The sequence below is a fragment of the Metabacillus sp. SLBN-84 genome, assembly GCF_053629595.1.
Map to the genome: position 1 here is coordinate 1,149,986 of NZ_JBRJIP010000001.1, position 21,054 is coordinate 1,171,039.

General features: G+C 44.0%; 20 protein-coding genes. 14 read left to right on the forward strand and 6 right to left on the reverse strand.

The features are described 5' to 3' along the window. Positions 1–6 precede the first annotated feature (6 nt). Positions 7–300: a hypothetical protein gene (locus tag RKD52_RS05650; RefSeq protein ID WP_454098995.1), complete on the forward strand. Its 294-nt coding sequence runs from the start codon at positions 7–9 to the stop codon at positions 298–300. A 414-nt stretch (positions 301–714) separates the two neighbouring features. On the opposite strand, the gene rpsD is transcribed toward RKD52_RS05650, so the two are convergent. Continuing rightward, entirely contained in the window at positions 715–1,317 is a 603-nt protein-coding gene (gene rpsD / locus RKD52_RS05655; protein ID WP_454098996.1) for a 30S ribosomal protein S4, read from the reverse strand. Between the two features lie 344 nt (positions 1,318–1,661). On the opposite strand from rpsD, the gene RKD52_RS05660 reads away from it, so the two are divergent. Further along, positions 1,662–3,458, forward strand: a complete 1,797-nt coding sequence (locus tag RKD52_RS05660) for a GGDEF domain-containing protein (protein WP_454098997.1) — start codon at positions 1,662–1,664, stop codon at positions 3,456–3,458. A 91-nt stretch (positions 3,459–3,549) separates the two neighbouring features. Continuing rightward, positions 3,550–4,734: a methionine gamma-lyase gene (megL, locus tag RKD52_RS05665; RefSeq protein ID WP_454098998.1), complete on the forward strand. Its 1,185-nt coding sequence runs from the start codon at positions 3,550–3,552 to the stop codon at positions 4,732–4,734. A gap of 63 nt (positions 4,735–4,797) precedes the next feature. On the opposite strand, the gene RKD52_RS05670 is transcribed toward megL, so the two are convergent. Continuing rightward, a complete protein-coding gene (locus tag RKD52_RS05670) occupies positions 4,798–5,277 on the reverse strand; it encodes a GAF domain-containing protein (protein ID WP_454098999.1) in 480 nt (159 codons plus the stop codon). 129 nt (positions 5,278–5,406) lie between these two features. On the opposite strand from RKD52_RS05670, the gene refZ reads away from it, so the two are divergent. Next, positions 5,407–6,051: a forespore capture DNA-binding protein RefZ gene (refZ, locus tag RKD52_RS05675; protein WP_369734609.1), complete on the forward strand. Its 645-nt coding sequence runs from the start codon at positions 5,407–5,409 to the stop codon at positions 6,049–6,051. A 13-nt stretch (positions 6,052–6,064) separates the two neighbouring features. Here the strand turns inward: refZ and hisJ are convergent, their stop codons facing one another. After that, the gene (gene hisJ, locus RKD52_RS05680) at positions 6,065–6,868 is read right to left on the reverse strand and encodes a histidinol-phosphatase HisJ (RefSeq protein ID WP_454099000.1); all 804 of its coding nucleotides are present in this window, start codon (positions 6,866–6,868) and stop codon (positions 6,065–6,067) included. A gap of 230 nt (positions 6,869–7,098) precedes the next feature. On the opposite strand from hisJ, the gene ezrA reads away from it, so the two are divergent. Beyond that, positions 7,099–8,796: a septation ring formation regulator EzrA gene (gene ezrA / locus RKD52_RS05685; protein ID WP_454099001.1), complete on the forward strand. Its 1,698-nt coding sequence runs from the start codon at positions 7,099–7,101 to the stop codon at positions 8,794–8,796. A 43-nt stretch (positions 8,797–8,839) separates the two neighbouring features. Here the strand turns inward: ezrA and brnQ are convergent, their stop codons facing one another. Continuing rightward, positions 8,840–10,189, reverse strand: a complete 1,350-nt coding sequence (brnQ, locus tag RKD52_RS05690) for a branched-chain amino acid transport system II carrier protein (RefSeq protein ID WP_369734612.1) — start codon at positions 10,187–10,189, stop codon at positions 8,840–8,842. Positions 10,190–10,431: 242 nt separating this feature from the next. Between brnQ and RKD52_RS05695 the strand changes: the two genes are divergently transcribed. The 6 genes from RKD52_RS05695 to RKD52_RS05720 all read left to right on the forward strand — a co-directional run bounded on the left by RKD52_RS05695 (position 10,432) and on the right by RKD52_RS05720 (position 16,673). Beyond that, complete coding sequence (locus RKD52_RS05695; RefSeq protein WP_454099002.1) at positions 10,432–11,580, forward strand: cysteine desulfurase family protein; 1,149 nt, start codon at positions 10,432–10,434, stop codon at positions 11,578–11,580. After that, positions 11,577–12,776: a tRNA uracil 4-sulfurtransferase ThiI gene (gene thiI, locus RKD52_RS05700; RefSeq protein WP_454099003.1), complete on the forward strand. Its 1,200-nt coding sequence runs from the start codon at positions 11,577–11,579 to the stop codon at positions 12,774–12,776. The genes RKD52_RS05695 and thiI overlap by 4 nt, the downstream gene beginning before the upstream one ends. An 89-nt stretch (positions 12,777–12,865) precedes the next feature. Next, positions 12,866–13,066, forward strand: coding sequence for an alpha/beta-type small acid-soluble spore protein (locus RKD52_RS05705; RefSeq protein WP_029279082.1), 201 nt, complete (start codon positions 12,866–12,868; stop codon positions 13,064–13,066). A 104-nt stretch (positions 13,067–13,170) separates the two neighbouring features. After that, complete coding sequence (locus RKD52_RS05710) at positions 13,171–13,302, forward strand: hypothetical protein (RefSeq protein WP_267881643.1); 132 nt, start codon at positions 13,171–13,173, stop codon at positions 13,300–13,302. 124 nt (positions 13,303–13,426) lie between these two features. Next, on the forward strand, positions 13,427–15,004 hold the full coding sequence (gene mbcS / locus RKD52_RS05715) for an acyl-CoA synthetase MbcS (RefSeq protein ID WP_454099004.1): 1,578 nt from the start codon (positions 13,427–13,429) through the stop codon (positions 15,002–15,004). Between the two features lie 94 nt (positions 15,005–15,098). Further along, positions 15,099–16,673, forward strand: coding sequence for an amidohydrolase (locus tag RKD52_RS05720; protein WP_454099005.1), 1,575 nt, complete (start codon positions 15,099–15,101; stop codon positions 16,671–16,673). Positions 16,674–16,756: 83 nt separating this feature from the next. Here RKD52_RS05720 and RKD52_RS05725 read toward each other — a convergent pair whose 3' ends face one another. Both RKD52_RS05725 and RKD52_RS05730 read right to left on the reverse strand, forming a co-directional pair. After that, a complete protein-coding gene (locus RKD52_RS05725) occupies positions 16,757–17,095 on the reverse strand; it encodes a hypothetical protein (protein ID WP_454099006.1) in 339 nt (112 codons plus the stop codon). Between the two features lie 662 nt (positions 17,096–17,757). Then, positions 17,758–18,561, reverse strand: coding sequence for an NAD kinase (locus tag RKD52_RS05730; RefSeq protein WP_454099007.1), 804 nt, complete (start codon positions 18,559–18,561; stop codon positions 17,758–17,760). Positions 18,562–18,724: 163 nt separating this feature from the next. Here RKD52_RS05730 and sppA point away from each other — a divergent pair, with 163 nt between their 5' ends. The 3 genes from sppA (at position 18,725) to RKD52_RS05745 (ending at position 21,045) form a co-directional block, all read left to right on the forward strand. Continuing rightward, a complete protein-coding gene (gene sppA / locus RKD52_RS05735; RefSeq protein WP_369734620.1) occupies positions 18,725–19,729 on the forward strand; it encodes a signal peptide peptidase SppA in 1,005 nt (334 codons plus the stop codon). A 15-nt stretch (positions 19,730–19,744) separates the two neighbouring features. Beyond that, positions 19,745–20,266 carry an RDD family protein gene (locus tag RKD52_RS05740; RefSeq protein ID WP_454099008.1) on the forward strand — a complete coding sequence of 174 codons (522 nt, stop codon included), beginning with the start codon at positions 19,745–19,747 and terminating at the stop codon, positions 20,264–20,266. 86 nt (positions 20,267–20,352) lie between these two features. After that, positions 20,353–21,045: a DUF2953 domain-containing protein gene (locus RKD52_RS05745; protein WP_454099009.1), complete on the forward strand. Its 693-nt coding sequence runs from the start codon at positions 20,353–20,355 to the stop codon at positions 21,043–21,045. The last annotated feature ends 9 nt before the right edge of the window (positions 21,046–21,054 follow it).

The following is a 21,054-nucleotide window of genomic DNA, read 5'->3' on the forward strand; positions in this document are numbered from 1 at the left end:
GTAAGAATGATGAATATCAATGAGGAGTATGAATGGTTGAAATTTTTTTTCGATTGCTACTATAACCAATCCTTTGATGGGAGTTTAGATGAGAGATTTGTCGATATACTGGATTCTGAGAAAGAGTGGGTAATACAGAAGTTAAGGCAAGAAATTTTGGAATTGGAAAAAGTTCATGTCGAAAAAGATATCAAAAAATGGAATGAAATTGAAATTTTAGTCCATGATAATAGTTTAAGGTATCTACCATTTGATTTTGGAGAAGAATTTATCAAAACGGCAAAAAAACATCTATTTTAATAAAAGGCGGGTATCTTGCGTAAATAAAATATTAATTTCTCTCAAAGTTGTCTAACATTTTGTAATAACGTTTAACTTTATGTGCTAATGACCCAAAATCTAAAATAACAGTTACTTTTGTTCTGAAACAGATAAGAGGCTTCCCGATAGTTTTAGGGAAGCCTTTTTTGCTATTTTATTGTTGTCTCCAATTATATTTTATAAACAGGAAATCTTTAAACAAGATAGAGGGGGATTAATAGTTAGAGGTGATCTGTCCACTTGTTTTATTACCCCAAAACTTCCCCCAATCTCCCCCAAATAAATACGTTATTATGTGTTATTCTAAGAACCAAACAAATTAAAAAAACCCTAGAAAAGCCGTTTTATCAACGTTTCTAGGGTTTTATAAAAGTTATTTAAGAACCACTTTACTTAACGAGAGTAGAACTCAACGATAAGAGCTTCGTTAATTTCAGCAGGCATTTCAGAACGCTCTGGAAGACGAGTGAAAGTACCTTCTAATTTGTCAGCATCGAAAGTTAGGAAATCAGGAACGAAGTTGTTTACTTCGATAGATTCTTTAACGATGTCAAGGTTGCGAGATTTTTCGCGAAGTGTAACTGTTTGACCTGGCTTCACTTGGTATGATGGAATGTCTACGCGGCTTCCATCAACCATGATGTGGCCATGGTTAACAACTTGGCGTGCCTGGCGGCGAGTGCGAGCTAGGCCTAAACGATAAACAACGTTGTCAAGACGTGATTCAAGAAGAATCATGAAGTTTTCACCGTGTTTACCAGTCATTTTAGCAGCTTTGTCAAATGTGTTGCGGAATTGACGCTCGTTCACACCGAACATGTGGCGAAGCTTTTGTTTTTCTTGAAGCTGTAAGCCGTACTCAGAAAGTTTTTTACGCTGAGTCGGGCCGTGCTGACCTGGTGCGAATGGACGCTTTTCTAATTCTTTACCTGTTCCGCTTAATGAAATTCCCAGACGGCGGGAAAGTTTCCAACTTGGACCTGTATAACGAGACATAGATGTCTCCTCCTTACATGTTTTTATTTGGCATAAAATAAAAACAGACTGACCCTGACTGAGTGCACATTTTGTTTTCATATATCCTCGCTCCAGCAGCAGAGAGTTACACGATACACCTCATCACAGAGGAACAAAATGAAATCACAGCAGTGGTATCAATAGGCTGCGAATATTTATTTTACACAACGACCATTATATAATTTTGATATTTGAAAGTCAACAATCTATTAAGAAAGACGATAATACAAATAGAGGAAATAACACATTCGGATAAGAAATTGGAAAAAAATATATGTTATACTGAAGTAACGAAAGCTGATTCGGACATACGGGGGATTTTTGTGACAAGTCATTCTGAATACATACTACTATCCATTAAAAGTTCTTTTTTTGATTATATCAGCAGTCAGGCACGTCCGTACAGCAGACAGGCAGAGGAATATGCTGTCAGCTGCCTCCAATCATATTTAAGTGCAGAGTGTGTTTCTTTTTTTGAGCGCAAAGAGGATCAGTACCTGTTGATTGCTGCAAGTTCGCATTCCTACCACACGGTGCCCTTCAGACAGAAACGCTCATTAATTGAGCGGACAGAGTCAAGGGTTGACCTTATGCTTTCTGAGGGATTCCTGCTTTCCGTAACAGAGAAGGAACACGTTTTCGATGAAGATTTTTATAGACTTTTAACTAAAGAGTGCAATCATTTTCTTGCTTACTTTCAGCGCCTTCAAAAGAAAACGGAAATGGAAAAAAACTATCAGGAGCTTTATGCGCTTACTAAAAAGCTTCATGCGACGATGAATAAGGATGAAGTGTTAAATCAATTCATTTTTTCTCTTCAGAAATTGTTTCCTGACTACCTGTTTTATTTATTTTTATCGCATGACAGTGGCAGCAGACATGAACTGCCGGTGAAAGAGTTCGATTACGAAGGAACAGGCAGTGCGAGCGCAATGGAAGCCTATTTGACGGGAGAGATTAAATGGGATGCCCCGGAGTCTGCAAACCAGGTAATTTTGTATGCGCCGCTTAAAGGGAACCAGGGCATATACGGTGTAGTCGAGGTTACTCAGCAGAACCGGTCTGAACTGGACGAGGATGAAACGGTGATGACGGCTTCACTTGCAGAAGCTGCCGGTCATGCTTATGAAAATGCCAAGCTCTACGAACAGTCGAAAAAACTGGTTTCTGATTTGCAGCTCATTAATGAGACATCTCACAAACTCAACAAAAACTTAAGGCTGATCGATACGATGACTTATATGTCGGACCGGATTATCCGTTCTTTTTCTGCTGATGAGACCGGCTTCTTTTATACCAGCAGCGAAGGCGGAACACGGATGCTGCCTGGCAGCACTTCTTTTTTTCAGAGTGAGGGTGCAGATTTTTATCTGAGGCTTGCAGAAAGCAGAGTGAGGCAGGAGCTTGAAGGAGTATTCATCGGTGACTTAAAGGTGAAAGATGCCGCTTTTTCTTCCATGATTGCCATTCCGATGGTGCAAAGGGATGAATTGAAGGGTTTTGCTGTTATTTTGCACAGAGAACCCTATGCGTTCACGTTTGAAATGTTTAAATTGATGCAGTCGCTCATTCACCATTCAACGCTTGCATTAATGAACTCCATGCTGAGAGAAGAACTTGAACTGCTTGTGATTACAGACCACCTTACAAAACTTTATTCCCGCAATTATCTGGATGATTCGGTGCACCACTCTCTTAAAACAGACAGCCAGGGAGCACTTATCTTAATGGATATTGATGATTTTAAAGCCGTTAATGATACGCACGGACATCAGACAGGGGACGATGTGTTAATTCAGGTGGCCGGCATCATTATGAACAGCATCAGAAAAAATGATGTTGGAGCCAGATGGGGCGGTGAGGAGCTTGCCGTTTACTTGCCTCAGGCTGACCCTCATTTTGGCATCGAACTTGCGAACCGCATCGTTGAGTCTGTAAAGAATGAGACCTTTCCGTCTGTTACCATTTCGTGCGGCGTCGCCCACTGGACGGCAGAGGAGCCTGAATCACTGAAAAGAATGATAAGAAGAGCAGATCAGGCGCTTTACAAAGCAAAAGAAAACGGAAAGAACTGCGTTGTCTTTCATGAAGAATCAGAGGTCGTGCACGAGACCTCCTGATGCTTCTTTTTTTATGATAATAAGAAAGCGCTTTCAAAATAAGCTAGTTTATCATATGATATGTAAGGCAGCAGCTTAAGGGGGAAAAGACATGGGGAAGGAATATCAATTTGAAACAAAGGTGATTCACAGTCAGGAAAAGATGAAAGATCCATATAACAGTCTGGCTCCGCCGCTTTATCAAACGGCCACTTTTATTTTTGACAGGGCGGAAACAGGCGAGCAGAGATTTGCAGGAGCAGAAGAAGGACATATTTATTCAAGGCTCGGCAATCCGACGGTTCAGCTGGCTGAACAAAAGATTGCGTCGCTTGAAGGAGCAGAAGCAGCACTTGCTTTTGGATCAGGCATGGGAGCGGTTTCTGCCGTTATGATGTCAATGGTGAGAACGGGTTCTCACATTCTTTGCTCAAAAGGGATCTACGGCTGTACGTTTGGTCTTTTGAACATGCTGAAAGAAAAGTTTGGCGTGACGTATTCGTTTTCTGAGCTTGCTTCAAAAGAAGAGATTGAAAAAGAGATTAGACCGGAAACTGCCTTTATTTATATTGAAACGCCAATTAATCCGACGATGCAAATCATCAGTCTTCAAACCGTTGCAGAAGCTGCTAAAGCTCATGGGCTTCGCGTCGTGGTTGACAATACGTTCTGCTCGCCGTACCTTCAGCAGCCGCTTTCTCACGGCTGTGACATTGTTCTTCACAGCGCCACGAAATACATCAGCGGGCATGGAGATGTGATCGGCGGGTTTGCTGCGGGGGATAAAGAGTACATTCAAAAGCTTGCTATGACAGAAAGGAAAGATATCGGGGCCATTATGTCTCCGTTTGATGCATGGCTTTTGCTTAGAGGGCTGAAGACTCTCCCAGTCAGAATGGACCGGCATTGTGAGAGTGCTGCCGAAATTGCCGGGAGATTGCTGAAGCATCCTGCAGTCGGGCAGGTTGTGTATCCATTTATCGGTGACTCTGAGGAAACGCGTATTGCCAGAAAGCAAATGAAAAAAGGCGGCGGACTGATTTCTTTCACGTTAAAAGAAGAGAGCAAATTGGAGGTTCAGCGATTTATGAACGCGCTGAATCTTATAAAAATCGCTGTAAGTCTGGGTGATGCGGAGAGTCTGATTCAGCATCCTGCCACTATGACCCATTCGGTTATTCCAGAATCGGAAAGGCAGGAGATGGGCATCAGCGACAATCTTGTGCGGCTGTCTGTCGGCCTTGAAAATGTGGAAGACATTTGGAATGATCTGAATCAGGCTTTGGATGCTTTATAAAAAAATGCCCAAGGGGTTCTCAGACCTCTCGGGCATTTTGTCATACTTTTAAAAGTGGAAAACTCATAGAAATTCAATAAGTGTTTCCGTGAACTTCTCCAGATACTTTTGGTCAAGCTCACTGAATCTGTCTTTAATTGGACTGTCAATATCAAGGACGCCGATTAACTCTCCGTTCTTCACCATCGGGACGACGATTTCAGACTGAGATGCTGCATCACACGCGATGTGTCCCGGAAAAGCATGAACATCCGCCACTCTCTCCGTTTTGCGGTTAAGAGCAGCGGTCCCGCAGACGCCTTTTCCGACAGGTATTCTGACGCACGCCGGCAATCCCTGAAACGGGCCAAGAACAAGCTCGCTGTCTTTGTAAAGATAAAAACCGACCCAATTGATCTCCTTAAGAAACTGGTTTAATAGAGCCGACGCATTGGCCAGATTGGCAATGGCATCTTTTTCTCCATGCAGCAAAGCCTTCAGCTGCTTAATGAGCATTTCGTAATTTTCTTCTTGTTTTCCGCTGTAATTTTCGACATGAAACACGATATTTCCCCACCTTTGTGTATTTTTCACGCGTTTATAAGCGTGCGGACAAACTTTGTCGAGAAAAGAATAGAGGATATTCTCCTATTTTCTTGAATGTACAAAGTAATGATGAAAGGGGTGAGATTTATGCCAGTGCAGCCGAACGCCTCCAATCAAACGAAAGAAAAGATTATCGATGCAGCTGTAGCACTGTTCAACACACAGGGCTTTAACGGCACATCCGTGAGGGAAATTGCCAAAAAAGCGAATGTCAATGTTGCTCACATCTCCTATTACTTTAATGGAAAGGGCGGCCTTCTGGAATACTTGGTTTCAAAGTATTATGAAGGATACCTTTCAGTCATTGAAACAGGCTATCTCCGCCTGAGCCGTGAAACACCAAAAAACTGCCTGCTTCTCTTAATTGGGGATATTCTAAACTATCAGCATGAAAACCGTCAACTTGCACGATTTGTTCTGAGAGAAGTAACCCTCGACTCTATGTTGATCAGAGAAGTGATGACAACGTATCTCACAAAAGAGAAGTACTTTTTTAAAGCCATTCTTGAAGAGGGCATCCTCTCCGGACAGTTCCGGAAAGCACCGATGGCCCACATTCTTGTACAGCTGAAGAGCCTTCTGAACATGCCGTACCTTCAGCCGCAATATATGAGCGAAGTCCTCTATATTCAAACACATGAAATCTACTTCGTGAAACAGTATTTTCACGAAATCGAAATCTGGATTGACCATCTTTTATGCGATCCGTCAAAGAAGGAAGCGATTGTGTAAGGAATCCTTCCAATCAGACAAGGGCCTCCTCATAATGAAAATAGTGTGCTCCAACATCCTTTGCACTATGGGCATCAGACCCGTATATGAGAGGGATGTTTTGTTTTTGTGCCTCCCTGATCATCCATCCGTCAAGATAAATCACGCCGCAAAGATCTTTTCTCAGTCCTGCTGTATTAAAATCGAGTTCCATCCGGTTCTTTTTAACAGCAGAAAGAAGGGACAGCTGCAGGTCTTTTAAGTCAAACTCAGCCGGAAATGCTCTCTGAAATTTTTTTATAAGCGTCAGATGTCCAAGCCTGCCCGGCTTATAAGGACCAAGCTCTGATTGAACTGCAGCAAGCAGAGTCTCATAGTACAGTTCATGCAGCTTCCTTACGCCGCCGGCCGATTCAGCCATTTTTAAAAAGGTGTCACTGTCAAAATCAAGGCATTGATACTCAGTGCCGGGTTTCAGAAAATGAACAGACAGAATCCCGTCATCCATGTACGGGCCATAGTCGTTTAAAAAGCGTTCTGTCCCTTTTTCATAACCGCGGATAAAGTCCACTTCAAAGCCGAGATTAATTTTTATATTTCCGTCAAAGGACTTTTTCACTGCAGTGACCCGGGTAATATAATCCTCCAATTTAGACCGGCTCATAGCGCTGTCGCTCCCTGGAACAGGATCATTGAACCCTTCCGGAAGAGGGGCATGCTCTGTAAAAGTCAGCTCCTCAAATCCTTCACTCAAAGCCCTTTCAACATACATTTCAAGGCTGTCATCAGAGCCGTGCGGGCAAAATGGCGTATGTACATGTCCGTCTTTTTTTCTCATGCAGAAAATCCCCTCTCAAGTACCGCGAAATATGGCGATAAATTGTGCAAAAAAATTTAAAATACCGGTCAAAAATTGTCGTTTACATGGTATCATAAATACAATGAAAAAACATTTAACCGTATAATGAACTGATTACATATGAAAATTCGACAATCGTTACTTACATTCATATAAATATATTATACCTTGTTATGACGATTTGCTGGAACACAACGAGGGGGCTCACTATGGAAGTCGTTATTGGACTTATTGTCATTTTGCTGGTTTTATTTGGAGTCGGCTACGCAATCAGAAGAAATATTTACAAAGAAGTAGACCGGCTGGAAGCCTTGAAAATCGAAATCATGAACCGGTCGATTGCAGATGAGCTTTCAAAGGTCAAAGATTTAAAGATGACAGGACAGGCGGAAGAATTATTTGAGCGGTGGAGAAAAGAGTGGGACGAGATCCTGACAGCCCAGCTTCCGGAAGTAGAGGAGCTCCTGTTTGATGCAGAGGATTACGCAGACAAGTACCGCTTTTCCAAATCGAAAAAAGTGCTTGAACATATCGAGAAAACGCTTAAGCTTGTTGACGAATCAATTGAAATCATCATCTCTGAAATTGATGAACTGATTACAAGTGAAGAGAAAAACAGCACAGAAATCGAAGAGGTAAGAATACAGGTCAAAAAAGCGAAGAAGACCCTGCTTGCGCACAGCCATACCTTCGGAAAGTCGCATGCGGCGCTTGAAATCAGGCTTGCAGAAATCACTGAGGCGCTTAAGCAGTTTGAAGCGGAAACAGAAGAAGGGAATTACCTTGCAGCACGTGAAATCCTTCTGGGGCAAAAGGACGAGATCCATATTCTCCTTGAGAAGATTGACGAAATTCCAAAGCTGCTCGCAGAATGTCAGACTGTCATTCCAAATCAGCTTTCAGAGCTGTCTGACGGCTATCAGGAAATGCTTGAGAACGGATTCCATCTGAAGCATATCCAGCTTGAGACAGAGCTTGAAAAAATGAACAAACAGCTGGAGGCGTATATGGCCCTTCTTGCTCAAGGCGAGACTCTCGAAGTAAAAGAAAATATAGAAGAGATGCAGGAAGCGATTGATACTTTTTACGATTTGCTTGAAAAAGAAGTACTCGCCCATCATTTCGTCCAGACCGCTGCTGTAAAAATAGATGAGCAGCTTGCAGATCTTCTTAAAAAGCGCCAGGAAACAGAAGAAGAAGCGGAACTTGTCAAAGAAAGCTACCAGATTTCAGAAGTGGACCTTGACCGCCGCCGTAAAATTGAAAAACAGATTTCAGCGCTGTGCAAACAGTTTTCTCTTATCCAGAACAAGCTTCAGTCCGAACAGCTGGCCCATTCCATTTTGAAGGAAGAGCTCGAACAGCTCCAAAGACAAATCGAAGAAGTGCGTGCAGAGCACCAGGAATTCAGTGAAATGCTCCGTGCACTGAGGAAAGAAGAAAGAGAAGCGCGGGCAGCCCTTGCTGAAGGAAGAAAACAGCTTTATGAAGCAAGCCGGAAGATTCAAAAAAGCAACGTTCCCGGACTGCCGCCAAATCTTGCAGAACTTTTGAAAGAAGCGAAGCGTTCGCTCGCAGACGCTGGCCGAAAGCTTGAAGAAATCCCGCTTAATATGATTGATGTTAATCGTATCCTTGAAGAAGCGACTGCTCATATTGAAATTTTTTCAAGACAGTCAAACGAAATGATTGAACAAGTCTACCTGACAGAGAAAGTCATTCAGTACGGCAACAAGTACCGGAGAAGAAATGGTACGCTTGCTGAACAGCTGAAAGAAGCGGAGGATCACTTCCGCAATTATGAATATACAAAGTCGCTCGATAAAGCAGCTGCAGCCTTGGAACAGGTTGAGCCTGGCTCGCTGTCAAAGCTTCAAAGCATGCTGGAAGAACAGACGTCCAAATAAAAAAGATCCCGCACCTTCAACGGTGCGGGATCTTTTTTATTTGTTACTTTCTCCGGCTGTCTGGTGAAGCAGGTGCCGTTCTGAACGAGGAATAGACATATCCCAGAACGCCGCCGACTGCAGCAGGGACTATAAAGCCAATGCCGTATTCAAACAATGGAACATTCCCTTTCATCCAGGCGTCCAGTCCTGCTGGAAGAAGTCCTCCCGCTTTTAGACCGTCAGCGACGCTTATCACAAATGTAAACAGCAGGCTTCCAAGATAAACTTCGTTAGCCCCCCTGAAATAGGAGTGGAAGAAAGATAAAGCAATCAGCACAATGGCAAGAGGGTACAACGCCACCAGAACAGGAACAGAAAACGAAATCAGCTTTGTTAATCCGGCGTTTGCCACTGTCATACTGAACAGGCAAATGATTAAGGTAATCGTTTTATAAGACAGACTTGGGAAAATTTTCGAAAAATAATTGCCGCAGGAAGAAACGAGTCCGATACTTGTAGTCAGGCATGCAAACAGGATGGCCGTCCCAAGGACTGCATTTCCAAAAGATCCGAATAAGTAATGAACAGATTCAGATAAAATAGCTCCGCCGTTATCAAGGTATCCAACTTTTGAGACGCTTGTAGCGCCTAGATAGGCCAATGAAATATAGACAAGCATAAGTCCTGCAGCAGCAATTAGCCCTGAGTTCAAGCAAATTTTTGCTATTTGGGATCTGTCCGTAACTCCCTTGTCTTTCACCGCATTGATGACAACAATTCCGAAAACCAGTGCCGCAAGTGTGTCCATGGTCAAGTAGCCTTCAAGAAACCCTTTGAAAAACGCGCCGTTCTCGTATTCTTTCGTGGGACTTTCAAACGTTCCAAGCGGAGAAATCAGCATTTTCACTGTAATCAGGGCAAGTACTAAAAGCAGCACCGGCGTAAGCAGTTTACCGATTGTATCAACTAGTTTGGTAGGGTTCAGTGACAGCCAGTACGTTACTGCAAAAAAGACCAGCGTGAAAAGAAACAAGATCCAGCCGTTCCCGCTCAATGACTCCGGCAAATATGGAATCACTCCAATTTCATATGTGACGGTCGCCGTTCTGGGAATCGCAAAGATTGGACCAATTGCAAGATAGAGAACAAAAGGAAAGAAGAATCCAAACAGCGGATGGACTCTGCCGGCAAGCGACTGAATATCACTGCCGGACAGCCCGATGGCAATGACTCCAAGAAGCGGAAGTCCCACACCTGTAATAAGGAAGCCTATAATCGCCGTCCACATGTGATCTCCTGAGAGCTGCCCCAGTGCCGGAGGGAAAATCAGGTTCCCTGCGCCAAAAAACAATGCAAACAGCATCAGTCCTATAACAAATGTTTCTTTTATGGTTAACGATTTATTCGACATCAAAAAATCCCCCTGAGATATACGTACTAACAATGTATCCGTTTACATCCTATCACATTCGCCGAAAAATTTGTCGAAAAATGTGATTAAATCAATTTTTATTATATTCTAAAAATTAAATCTGTCAAATGTTATTTGAAAGATTTCTTATTTCATCAAACTGTGTTATTATGATTGTTTGTTTCGTGCAAACTATAAAGATTGAGGAAATCATCCTCGTTTGTACACAGGAGGAGCAGGAAATGATTTACCTGGACAATAGCGCTACAACAAAACCATACGATGAAGTATTGCACGCTTTCTCACAAGTTGCAACCCGGTTTTTTGCCAATCCTTCCTCCCTGCACAGCCTGGGAGCTGAAGCGGAAAAGGTTCTCACGCAGGCAAGAAGGCAGACAGCCATGCTTTTAGGTGCCGAAGAAAACGAAGTCATATTTACCTCAGGCGGCACTGAAGGGAACAATCTGGCAGTCAAAGGGTCAGCTCTTGCGCGAAAACATCACGGGAAACACATCATCACAAGCAAGATTGAGCATCCCTCAGTCCTTGAGAGCATCAAGCAGCTGCAGGAACACTTCGGCTTTGACGTTACATACCTGCAGCCGGATGAGTACGGGATGATCACAATAGAAAAGGCAGAAGAAGCCATTAGACCTGACACGATCCTAGTGTCAATCATGCATATAAATAATGAAGTTGGGACCATTCAGCCTGTTGAACAAATAGGGGAAATGCTTGCGGCATACCCGAGAATCGCATTTCATGTGGATGCTGTCCAGGGAGCAGGAAAGGTTCCATTGTCGCTTGAGCATATTGATTTGTGCACCATATCAGGCCATAAATTCCATGGTTTGAAAGGATGCGGTGCCCTTTATATGAAAAAAGGGGTAAAGCTTTTGCCGATGCTCTCAGGAGGAGATCAGGAAATGCAGGCACGCTCCGGAACGGAAAGTGCTGCTCTTGCTGCATCGATGGCAAAAGCACTAAGAATGTCGACTGAACGGTACAAATCGAACAGGGAAAAGATGAACCGCCAAAAGCACTTCCTATTGAAGGGGCTCGCAAATATGGAAACGGTCCAGATCAACACGCCTGGCGGGCAGTCGGCCGACCATATTATCAACTTTTCCGTGCCGGGTACAGAGGCTGAAGTTCTATTGCGGATGCTTGAACAGGAAGAGATTTACGTCTCCACCACCTCGGCCTGCTCTTCAAAGCGAAAGCGCAGCAGTACTGTGCTGCTTGCGATGGGAAAAAGCGGGTCAGCTGCTTCAAGCTCCATCAGGGTGAGCCTTTCGTACGACACAGAAGATAAAGACCTGGAGCGGGTTTTTAACCGTTTTAGAAGCATCTGTAAAAAAACTAGTGAAACTTGCGAGGTAGTTTTATGAAGTATGAGCACATTATGGTAAGGTACGGGGAAATTACCACTAAAGGAAAAAACAGAAGATGGTTCGTAAACTGTCTGAAGCAAAACCTCAAATCGGTGCTGTCTGATTATCCTGCACTGGGATACTGGGGCAACCGCGACCGGCTTTATATCAACTTGAACGGGGAAAATCACGAGGGGATTCTTGAGAAGCTTCCGCTCGTATTCGGCATTCACTCCTTCAGTCTTGTATTGAAGACGAAAAGAGAACTGGAAGAAATCAAAAATGGTGCTCTCGCTTTAATAGAAGACCAATACAAGTCAGGAGACACGTTTAAAATTTCTGCTAAAAGAGCGGATAAAACATTTCCATTGCTGACAAATGAAATTAATTATGAAGTAGGCAGCCATATCTTGAAAAATACTGAAGGACTGACTGTAGATGTACACAGCCCGGATATTGACGTCAGGGTTGAGGTCCGCGGGGAAGCAGCCTACCTGTCTTCCAAAGACTACGAGGGCATCGGCGGATTGCCGGCAGGTGCAAGCGGTAAAGCCGTTTTGATGCTTTCAGGAGGAATTGACAGTCCTGTAGCCGGCTATTTTGCGATGAAAAGAGGGATAGAGCTAGAAGCTGTCCACTTTTTCAGCCCGCCGTACACAAGTGAACGAGCAAAGCAAAAGGTGATTGATCTTGCCCGCAGGCTTACTGTTTTCGGGGGCAGAATCAGACTTCATATCGTTCCTTTTACAGAGATACAAGAAGCGATTCAAAAGCAGGTTCCTGAAAGCTATGTCATGACTTCCACACGCAGGATGATGCTGCAAATAGCCGATAAAATACGGGAGAAGCATGACGCGCTTGCCATTGTGACAGGAGAGAGTCTCGGGCAGGTGGCAAGCCAGACGCTTGAAAGCATGTATGCCATTAACGACGTGACGAAAACGCCTATCATCAGGCCGCTGATTGCCTCTGACAAAAAAGATATCATCTCTCTTGCAAAGCAGATCGGCACGCATGATACATCCATCTTGCCGTATGAGGACTGCTGCACCATTTTTACGCCTCCATCACCGGCAACGAAGCCAAAGCTTGAGAAAGCTCAGCGTTTTGAAAGCTTTCTTGATTTTGAGCCGATGATTTTAAAAGCTGTTGAACGGACTGAGTTAGTGGAATTGTCTGCTGTTTCTGAAGAAGAATTCGATGAATTCTTCTAATGAAATGAAATTGTGAACAATTACCAAATTAAGTTTGTATGAAGCCATGTGTTTTTACACAATCTATACTCACAAGGAGGTGAAAACACATGGCAAACAACAGCTCAAACCAACTAGTAGTACCAGGCGCACAACAAGCGATCGACCAAATGAAATACGAAATCGCTTCTGAGTTCGGAGTGAACTTAGGACCTGAAACAACTGCTCGTGCTAACGGTTCTGTTGGCGGTGAGATCACTAAACGTCTAGTATCTTACGCTCAACAAAACATGGGTGGATTTTCAAAATAACCTGAACTAAATAGATATGGCTACGAAGGGTGGGGATCATACCCCGCTCTTTTCTTTGCCCTTTTTTGCTCGATGAGCAATTCATATAGAGGAGGCTGCCAAACATGACAAAAAACAACCGCACTGAGTTTTCTGAGGGACCGGAACAGGACCAAAAGCTTCAAAAGTCAAGAAAGCAAGGCAGAAAACGAAGAAACGAACCTAAAAATGCAGTGGAATCAAATGAACAGAGTTAAGACAGGACACGGATTCTATCCGTGTCTTTTTTCATTTTTAAAAAAGGAAGTTATTTTGTAATAATATTCAAAAATGTTAAATTATTATGTATAATCGAATAGAAAGTACAAGGAGGGGTCACTGATGCTGAGAAATGAACTAATTGCGCCAGAAATCTACAATTTAGTAGAAGAAGTTGAAAAACACGCAAAAGATGCAAACCGGGTCGCTCTTAAATGGGAAAATGAGCAGGGAGAAAAACAGGAACTTACATACGGACAGCTTCTAGACAGAGCGAACAGAATTGGAAGCGCTTTACTTAGTAAGGGTCTTAAGCAGGGAGATAAAATTCTTGTCATTATTCCGAGGTTTCCAGAAGCTTATGCGGTTTACTTGGGAGCTCTTAAAGCAGGCTTTGTTGTCATACCAAGCTCAGAAATGCTGCGCACCAAGGATCTTCAATACCGGGTGACCCACGGAGATGTGAAAGCCATCATTTCATACACCGACTTTACTGAGGAATGCAGCGGGATTAACGAATATGACAGCCTGCATAAATTTGCAGTCGGAGGGACTTCAGAGGGCTGGTACAGTCTTGAAGAAGAGGCTGCCGGGCAGTCAGGCGATCTCAAGATGGCAGAAACAAAGAGAGACAGCCACGCTTTCTTGTCCTACACATCCGGAACAACCGGCAATCCAAAAGGCGTCGTTCATACGCACGGCTGGGCTTTTGCCCATCTTAAAACCGCTGCAAGCAATTGGCTTAGTATTGAAGAGAACGATGTGGTCTGGGCGACGGCGGGACCAGGCTGGCAAAAATGGATCTGGAGCCCGTTCTTATCGGTTCTTGGATCAGGGGCAACGGGACTTGTGTACAACGGCCGCTTTGAACCTAAGAAGTATCTGCAGCTGCTTCAGGATTATAAAGTAAACGTACTTTGCTGTACACCTACAGAGTACCGCCTGATGGCGAAAGTGGACAATCTGAAGGATTATTCTCTTCCTGAGCTTCACAGCGCCGTTTCAGCAGGTGAACCGCTCAACAGGGAAGTTATTGATACGTTCAGAAACTACTTCGGCATAGAAGTCAGAGACGGCTACGGCCAGACAGAAAATACACTGCTCGTCGGCGTGATGAAAGGAATGCAGCTGAAGCCTGGCTCTATGGGCAAGCCGACGCCGGGCAATAAAGTGGAAATCATCAATGAGGACGGAGACATCTGTGCGGTTGGTGAAGTCGGCGACATCGCTGTGCATGTTGATACTCCTGCCCTGTTCAAAGAATACTACAAAGATGCCGAGCGGACTGCCATGCAGTTCAGAGGAGACTACTATATTACAGGTGACCGCGCCAGAAAGGATGAAGACGGCTACTTCTGGTTTGAAGGCAGAAGAGACGATATCATCATCAGCTCAGGCTATACAATCGGACCGTTTGAAGTTGAAGATGCGCTCGTCAAGCATCCTTTCGTCAAGGAATGCGCGGTTGTCGCAAGTCCAGATGAGCTTCGCGGAAGCATCGTAAAAGCATTTGTCGTGCTTCAGGAGGAAGTGGATGCCTCCTCACCGGATTTGATTCCGGCTCTTCAGGATCATGTCAAAGAACTGACAGCACCTTACAAATATCCGCGTAAAATTGAATTTGTCGAGGAACTGCCAAAAACGACGTCAGGCAAAATCAGACGGATTGAGCTCAGACAGCGTGAGCTTGCAGAAGCTTAAATTTTATGAAAACCAGACAGGAGCTCTCTGTCTGGTTTTTCCATGCTCTGAATGATACCATAGATTCAAATGAAAGAGCTGGAGGAATGAGAACGTGGGCACGCTTTGGTTCGGTGGAAATATTTATACTTTAATAGAAGAAAGAGATACAGTTGAAGCGGTCTATACCGAAAAAGGCATCATTAAAGAAACGGGGGATTTGGCAAAACTCCGGTCTTTATATCCCGGGGCCGCAGAAATGAATTTAGACGGACATACAATGCTGCCGGGTTTTACGGACAGTCATATGCATGTGATTGGCCATGGCGAAAAGCTGATGCACCTTGATTTTTCAGCAATGGCTTCTTCAGAGGAAGTGCTTGAAAGCTTGCGTGAGCGTGCAAAGACTATTCAGCACGGTGAGTGGATTATCGGAGAAGGGTTTAATGAAAACCAATTTCCAGACCGCAAAATTCTTCACAGAAGAGAACTTGATGACATTTCGAATGTTCATCCCATCTTAATTAAACGAATCTGCCATCATGCCGTCATTGTGAATACAAAAGCTATGGAGCTGGCAGGTATTTCTGCAGAAACTCCTGACCCAGAAGGCGGCGTGATCGTCAGGGATAAGGACGGAGATCCGACAGGCTATATGCATGATGGGGCCCAGGAGCTTGTTTTTCAAGCGCAGCCGCAGGTTTCAAAGGAGTATTTACATAAAGCATTGCTGAAATCGATCGAGGACTGCCATAAAAAAGGTCTAGTTGGTGGACATACCGAAGACCTGTCATATTACGGGAGCCTGGAAAATGTTCTTGGCGCATTTGACTCCGTGATTAATGGAGAAAAGAAAAAATTTAGAGCACATCTTCTTGTTCATCATCATGTAACAGATGAATTTCAGCATAAAGAGCGGGATTTGGGGCCGTTTATCGAATTTGGCGCAATGAAGCTATTTGCCGATGGTGCACTTGGGGGAAGAACGGCTCTATTAAGCGAGCCTTATGAAGATGATCCCGGAACAAATGGCGTCAGCATCCATTCAGATGAAGGGCTTAACAGCCTGATACAAAAAGCCAGAGGATATGGCATGGAGGCAGCCATTCACACAATCGGCGACCTCGCCTTTGAAAAAGCGCTTGATGCAATTGAGGCAAATCCGCCCCGTCAAAAGCATCAGCACGACCGGCTGATACACGCTCAGATTCTGAGCGGGGAACTCATTGAACGTGTAAAGAAACTTCCGGTGATTCTCGACATTCAGCCCAGATTTTCATCAAGTGACTTTCCATGGGTGATGGACCGCATCGGACGGGATAAAATGAAGTACTGCTACGCCTGGAAAACGCTAATAAGAGAAGGCGTGAAATGTGCAGGGGGATCAGATGCGCCGATAGAACCGATTGACCCCCTCCTTGGCATCTACTCGGCTGTAAAAAGAGAGAGCATTTACGACGGGCAGGTCTATCTTCCAGAAGAGAGATTGTCTGTATATGAAGCGGTGGAGCTTTACACAAAAGGGAGCGCGTATGCTGTGCATCATGAACATGAATACGGCTGCATCGCAAAAGGCTACACCGCAGACTTCACCGTCCTGAGCAGGGATATCTTTGAAGAAGATGCCCTTCTTGAAACCGAAGTGGTTATGACGGTTGTTGATGATACGGTTGTGTATGAGAAGAAGTGAATGAACGCTGGATTAGAAGGTAATAAAAAACGCCTGGCTTCCCAGGCGTTTTTTTATTGCTGCTTTGCAGTTCAATCGCTTTATCAATTGAAAAAGGTTGCTATTCTCTCTCCGTTTGCAAAGACACCTGATGAAAAGAAGAGAAAAGTGAGCAGTAGAAAATGCGTTTTTTTCAATTTGATTTTCTTCCGGTAATACATGTTTGTCAAGATGACTGCTGAAAAGTAAACCAAACCTGCCGCAGCGGTAATGAAAAGAAAAGGAACCAATAATCCTTTTTCCAATGTTGGATCTAATGTATAGCCAAGAGCTTCACTCACATAAAGGAAGAGTATAACAAATAAGACAAACATGTATTGAAAGACGTAACCGAAGAGGAAATTGGAGACAGCGTGCAAAACAAATTTTGAAATTCCGTTCATCCTCCTCTGTCGGTTATTTTGGAGCGGCAAGATGCACAAATAAAAATGCTGCCCTGCAAATTAGGAGTAGCAGAATATAGAGATGCCGAAAGCCAAAATGCTGCCCTGTAAATTAGCAGTAGCAGAATATAGGGATGCAAAAAGTAAAAATGCTGCCCTATAAATTAGGAGTAGCAGAATATAGGGATGCAAAAAGGCGAAATGCTGCCCTGTAAATTAGCAGTAGCAGAATATAGGGATGCAAAAAGGAAAAATACTGCTCTATAAATCAGCAAGAGCAGAATATAGGGCAGCAAAAACCAAAATAATACCCTATATTTCATCAATCACGAAATACAGGGTAATAAAACCAGAATGCCAATCTGTCAATCCTCATGAGCAAAATACAGAGTAGCTAAACGGGCGATTCCGCTTTTCGTGGTGTCCAGCTCCATCGCCCAACTCCTCTGTCAGAACGGAACCGTCGGCAAAGGCAAAAAGCGCCTTTACCGCCGTTTCCTTATCTGACTCCCGGAGCTAACCGGGCGATTCCGCTTTTCTTGGTGTCCAGCTCCATCGCCCAACTCCTCTGTCAGAACGGAACCGTCGGCAAAGGCAAAAAGCGCCTTTACCGCCATTTCCTTATCTGACTCCCGGAGCTAACCGGGCGATTCCGCTTTTCTTTATAAAAACGTCCGCTTCACTTTTTCCCAGAAGGAATTGTCTTTCAGTTTGACAGTTTTAATCATGGACGGGCTTAGGGACAGCTCGACGTTTTCAACGTGGCGGATGCTCAGGGCATCGTTGTCCATGCCTATGACAGGGTGGTCATTGCCGTCCTGAACGATTTTCAGTGTAAGCTTTCTGTCTCCGCTTAAGATAAACGGGGAACCGAGTGTCCTATATTTATTGTTGTTCAAAGAGGCAAGCTCGCTTACTTGCAGACATGGCAGAAGCGGGTCAACCACTGCTCCCTGAACGGATTTGTTATAGGCCGTGCTGCCTGTTGGCGTAGAGATGATCATGCCGTCTCCTCTGAATGTTTCAAAATGAAGGTCATCAATAAAGACGTCGATGACAAAGGTTTTGATGATGCCGGAGCGGATGGAGCATTCGTTCAGGCACTGGAAGGATGTATGGCCGTCAACGGTTACATTTAAGATTGGATAACGTCTTACCTCCACTTGAGCCTCTCTCATGGCCTCAATCATTTTATCTGTTTCTTCAATTTTAAAATCACAGTAAAGGCTTACAGTTCCTTTTACGGATATCCCTGCATACAGGCAGTCTTCTCTGAATCCGGTTTTTCTGACAGCCTGAAGGAATGTGCCGTCCCCGCCAATGCTGACAATGATGTTAGCCTGTTTTGCATCCTGCACAACTGTAAATCCATTTTCGGAAGCGAGGGAAGTAAGCCCTTCCACTTTATGTACTAAATCATCCTGTTTTTTGTAGAAAAAGTAAACATTGCGCCGATTATCTGTCATGGTGATCCTCCTTAATGTTGGAAAAGTTACACATTCCTAGAAAATGGTGTTACAATACTTTATGGTGTTTAGTTTACCATTTTCGTCTTAAATATTAAAATAATTGCACGTGCCAGGCTAAAGGTTTTTTCGGCCTGCAGAAACTGTTTTAGGAGGAATCAGCATGAATGGGAAACGATGGGGGGCACTTGTCACCGCAGCTGTTCTGTTCGGAGTATCCGTTGTGATCAGCTTGACAAGTATGGCTTTGGCCAACAGCAATGCCTTTACAGATGCACTTTCAGCAAATGAAGAATTTGCAGAGACGGTGCTTGAAGCAGGAAATGAATCAGACAAAATCGTCGTCCTTGAAGTGAACGGCGTGATTCAGGACACGGGTGAAAATGTGACGTCTTTTTTTGAGACGGCAGGCTACAATCATCAGCAGTTCCTGAAAATGATTGATGCTGCAGCGGAAGACAACAATGTCAGCGGCATTATGCTCAAAGTGAATTCTCCGGGCGGAGGAGTTGTGGAGAGTGCGGAAATACATAAACATTTAATGGATGCTAAAGAAAAGCATGATAAAAAAATCTATGTGTCAATGGGAACGACAGCTGCCTCAGGAGGCTATTATATTTCTGCCCCTGCCGATAAAATTTACGCAGCCCCGGATACTTTAACCGGTTCGCTTGGCGTCATCATGCAGGGAGTGAATTACAGCGGCCTTGCTGAAAAATACGGCGTGAAGTTCGAAACGATCAAGAGCGGGGAGTTTAAAGATATCATGTCTCCTTCCCGGGAAATGACAGCAGAAGACCGCAAAATCCTTCAGGCAATGGTTGATAATGCGTACAGCGGATTTGTCGACGTTATTGCAGGCGGGCGCGGAATGTCAGATGCAGAAGTTAGAAAAATTGCAGACGGCCGTATTTATGATGGACGCCAGGCAAAAGAGCTGAATTTGATTGATGAACTGGGATACTCTGATGATGCGTTAAAAGGCATGAAAAAAGATTTGAAGATCGACGGTGCACAGGTAGTCGAGTATGAAATGAATGCCGGACTAGATTCACTGCTGTCACTTGGCGCAACAAAAGTGTTCAGCGAGGAATTTGAGCTGATGGGCTTATACCGTTTCTTCTCGCAGTCGAATTCACCGAGAATGATGTATTTGTACTCAGAATAAAAGGAGGGTTTGCAGATGGATGCTACGTTTGAAGAAAACAGCCAAACCCGGGAGCAGCCTCTTTATCACCTAGAAGAAATGGATGTCCACTACGCCGGCTTCTGGCTTAGATTCTGGGCGTATCTGATTGATATCATTGTCATTTGGAGCATCAACCGGATTGTCTTTCATCCGCTTTTTACATGGCTGGATATTCCAGTATCGAAAACGTTTATTTTTTCTCCGATCGCGATTTGTTCCGCGGCCGTCTTTTACGCGTATTTTGTCCTGATGACGAAATTTCTCGGGCAAACTCTCGGTAAAATGGTGCTTGGTCTGAAAGTGATTTCTGTTAAACAGGAAAAACTGACATGGAGCACCGTTCTGTTCAGAGAGTTTATCGGGCGATTTATTTCAAAGTTCACGTGGATCGGCTACGCTGTCGCAGCATTCACTCCAAAGAAACAGGGAGTGCACGATTTGTTTGCAGATACAGCCGTTGTAACTGAATATCTGAGAAAAAGCGAAAGAACCCTTGCTCCGGCAAGGGCAGAATAAGCTTTGAGGAAATAAACCTGCGGCCGCCGCAGGTTTATTTTTTTTTGCCGAGGACGATACTGGAGGATTGAAAGGATGTGAAACAGGTGGTCTGGATATGGATTTGCGCTATTGCACTACTTTTTTTTATTTCGCTTTTCTTGTTTATGAAAATAACGATTATCGCTGATATCAGACACGTAGGACACGACGATGAAATAAGCCTGAAACTTAGAGCTCTGTTTGGACTGCTGAAATACACCTATAAAATTCCTTTAATTAAAGTGGATCCTGATGGACCGAACCTGCTTCTGAAAAAAGAAAAAGCAGTCGGCGAGAATCAAAAGCCTAAGAACAGTGACGAAAAAATTTCTCCTGATGATATGCTGACGAGCATAAAGGATGTGAAAGAATTGACCGAGCACATTGTGCATCTGCATGCGATCGTGAAACGGTTTCTCGCACATATTTCCATCACGAAGTTTGAATGGCGGTCCGAGATAGGCACAGGTGACGCCGCTGAGACAGGATTTCTTATTGGACCCGGGTGGACATTAAAAGGAGCGGCTCTCGGCATTATCAGCCATTACATGAAACTGAAGAAACCTCCCATTCTTTCAATTGAGCCGAATTTTTATCAAAAGAGCTCAAAAACGATGCTTTCATGTATGCTCCACTTTCGAACAGGGCATGCTATGTTGGCGGGACTGCGCCTGCTCAAATACTGGAGAGGCGGACGTCCAACTTTACGGGATCAGCAGTTTTCTTTTTTGTCCAAGAAAAAGAACACACCAGCTTAAAAGGAGGAA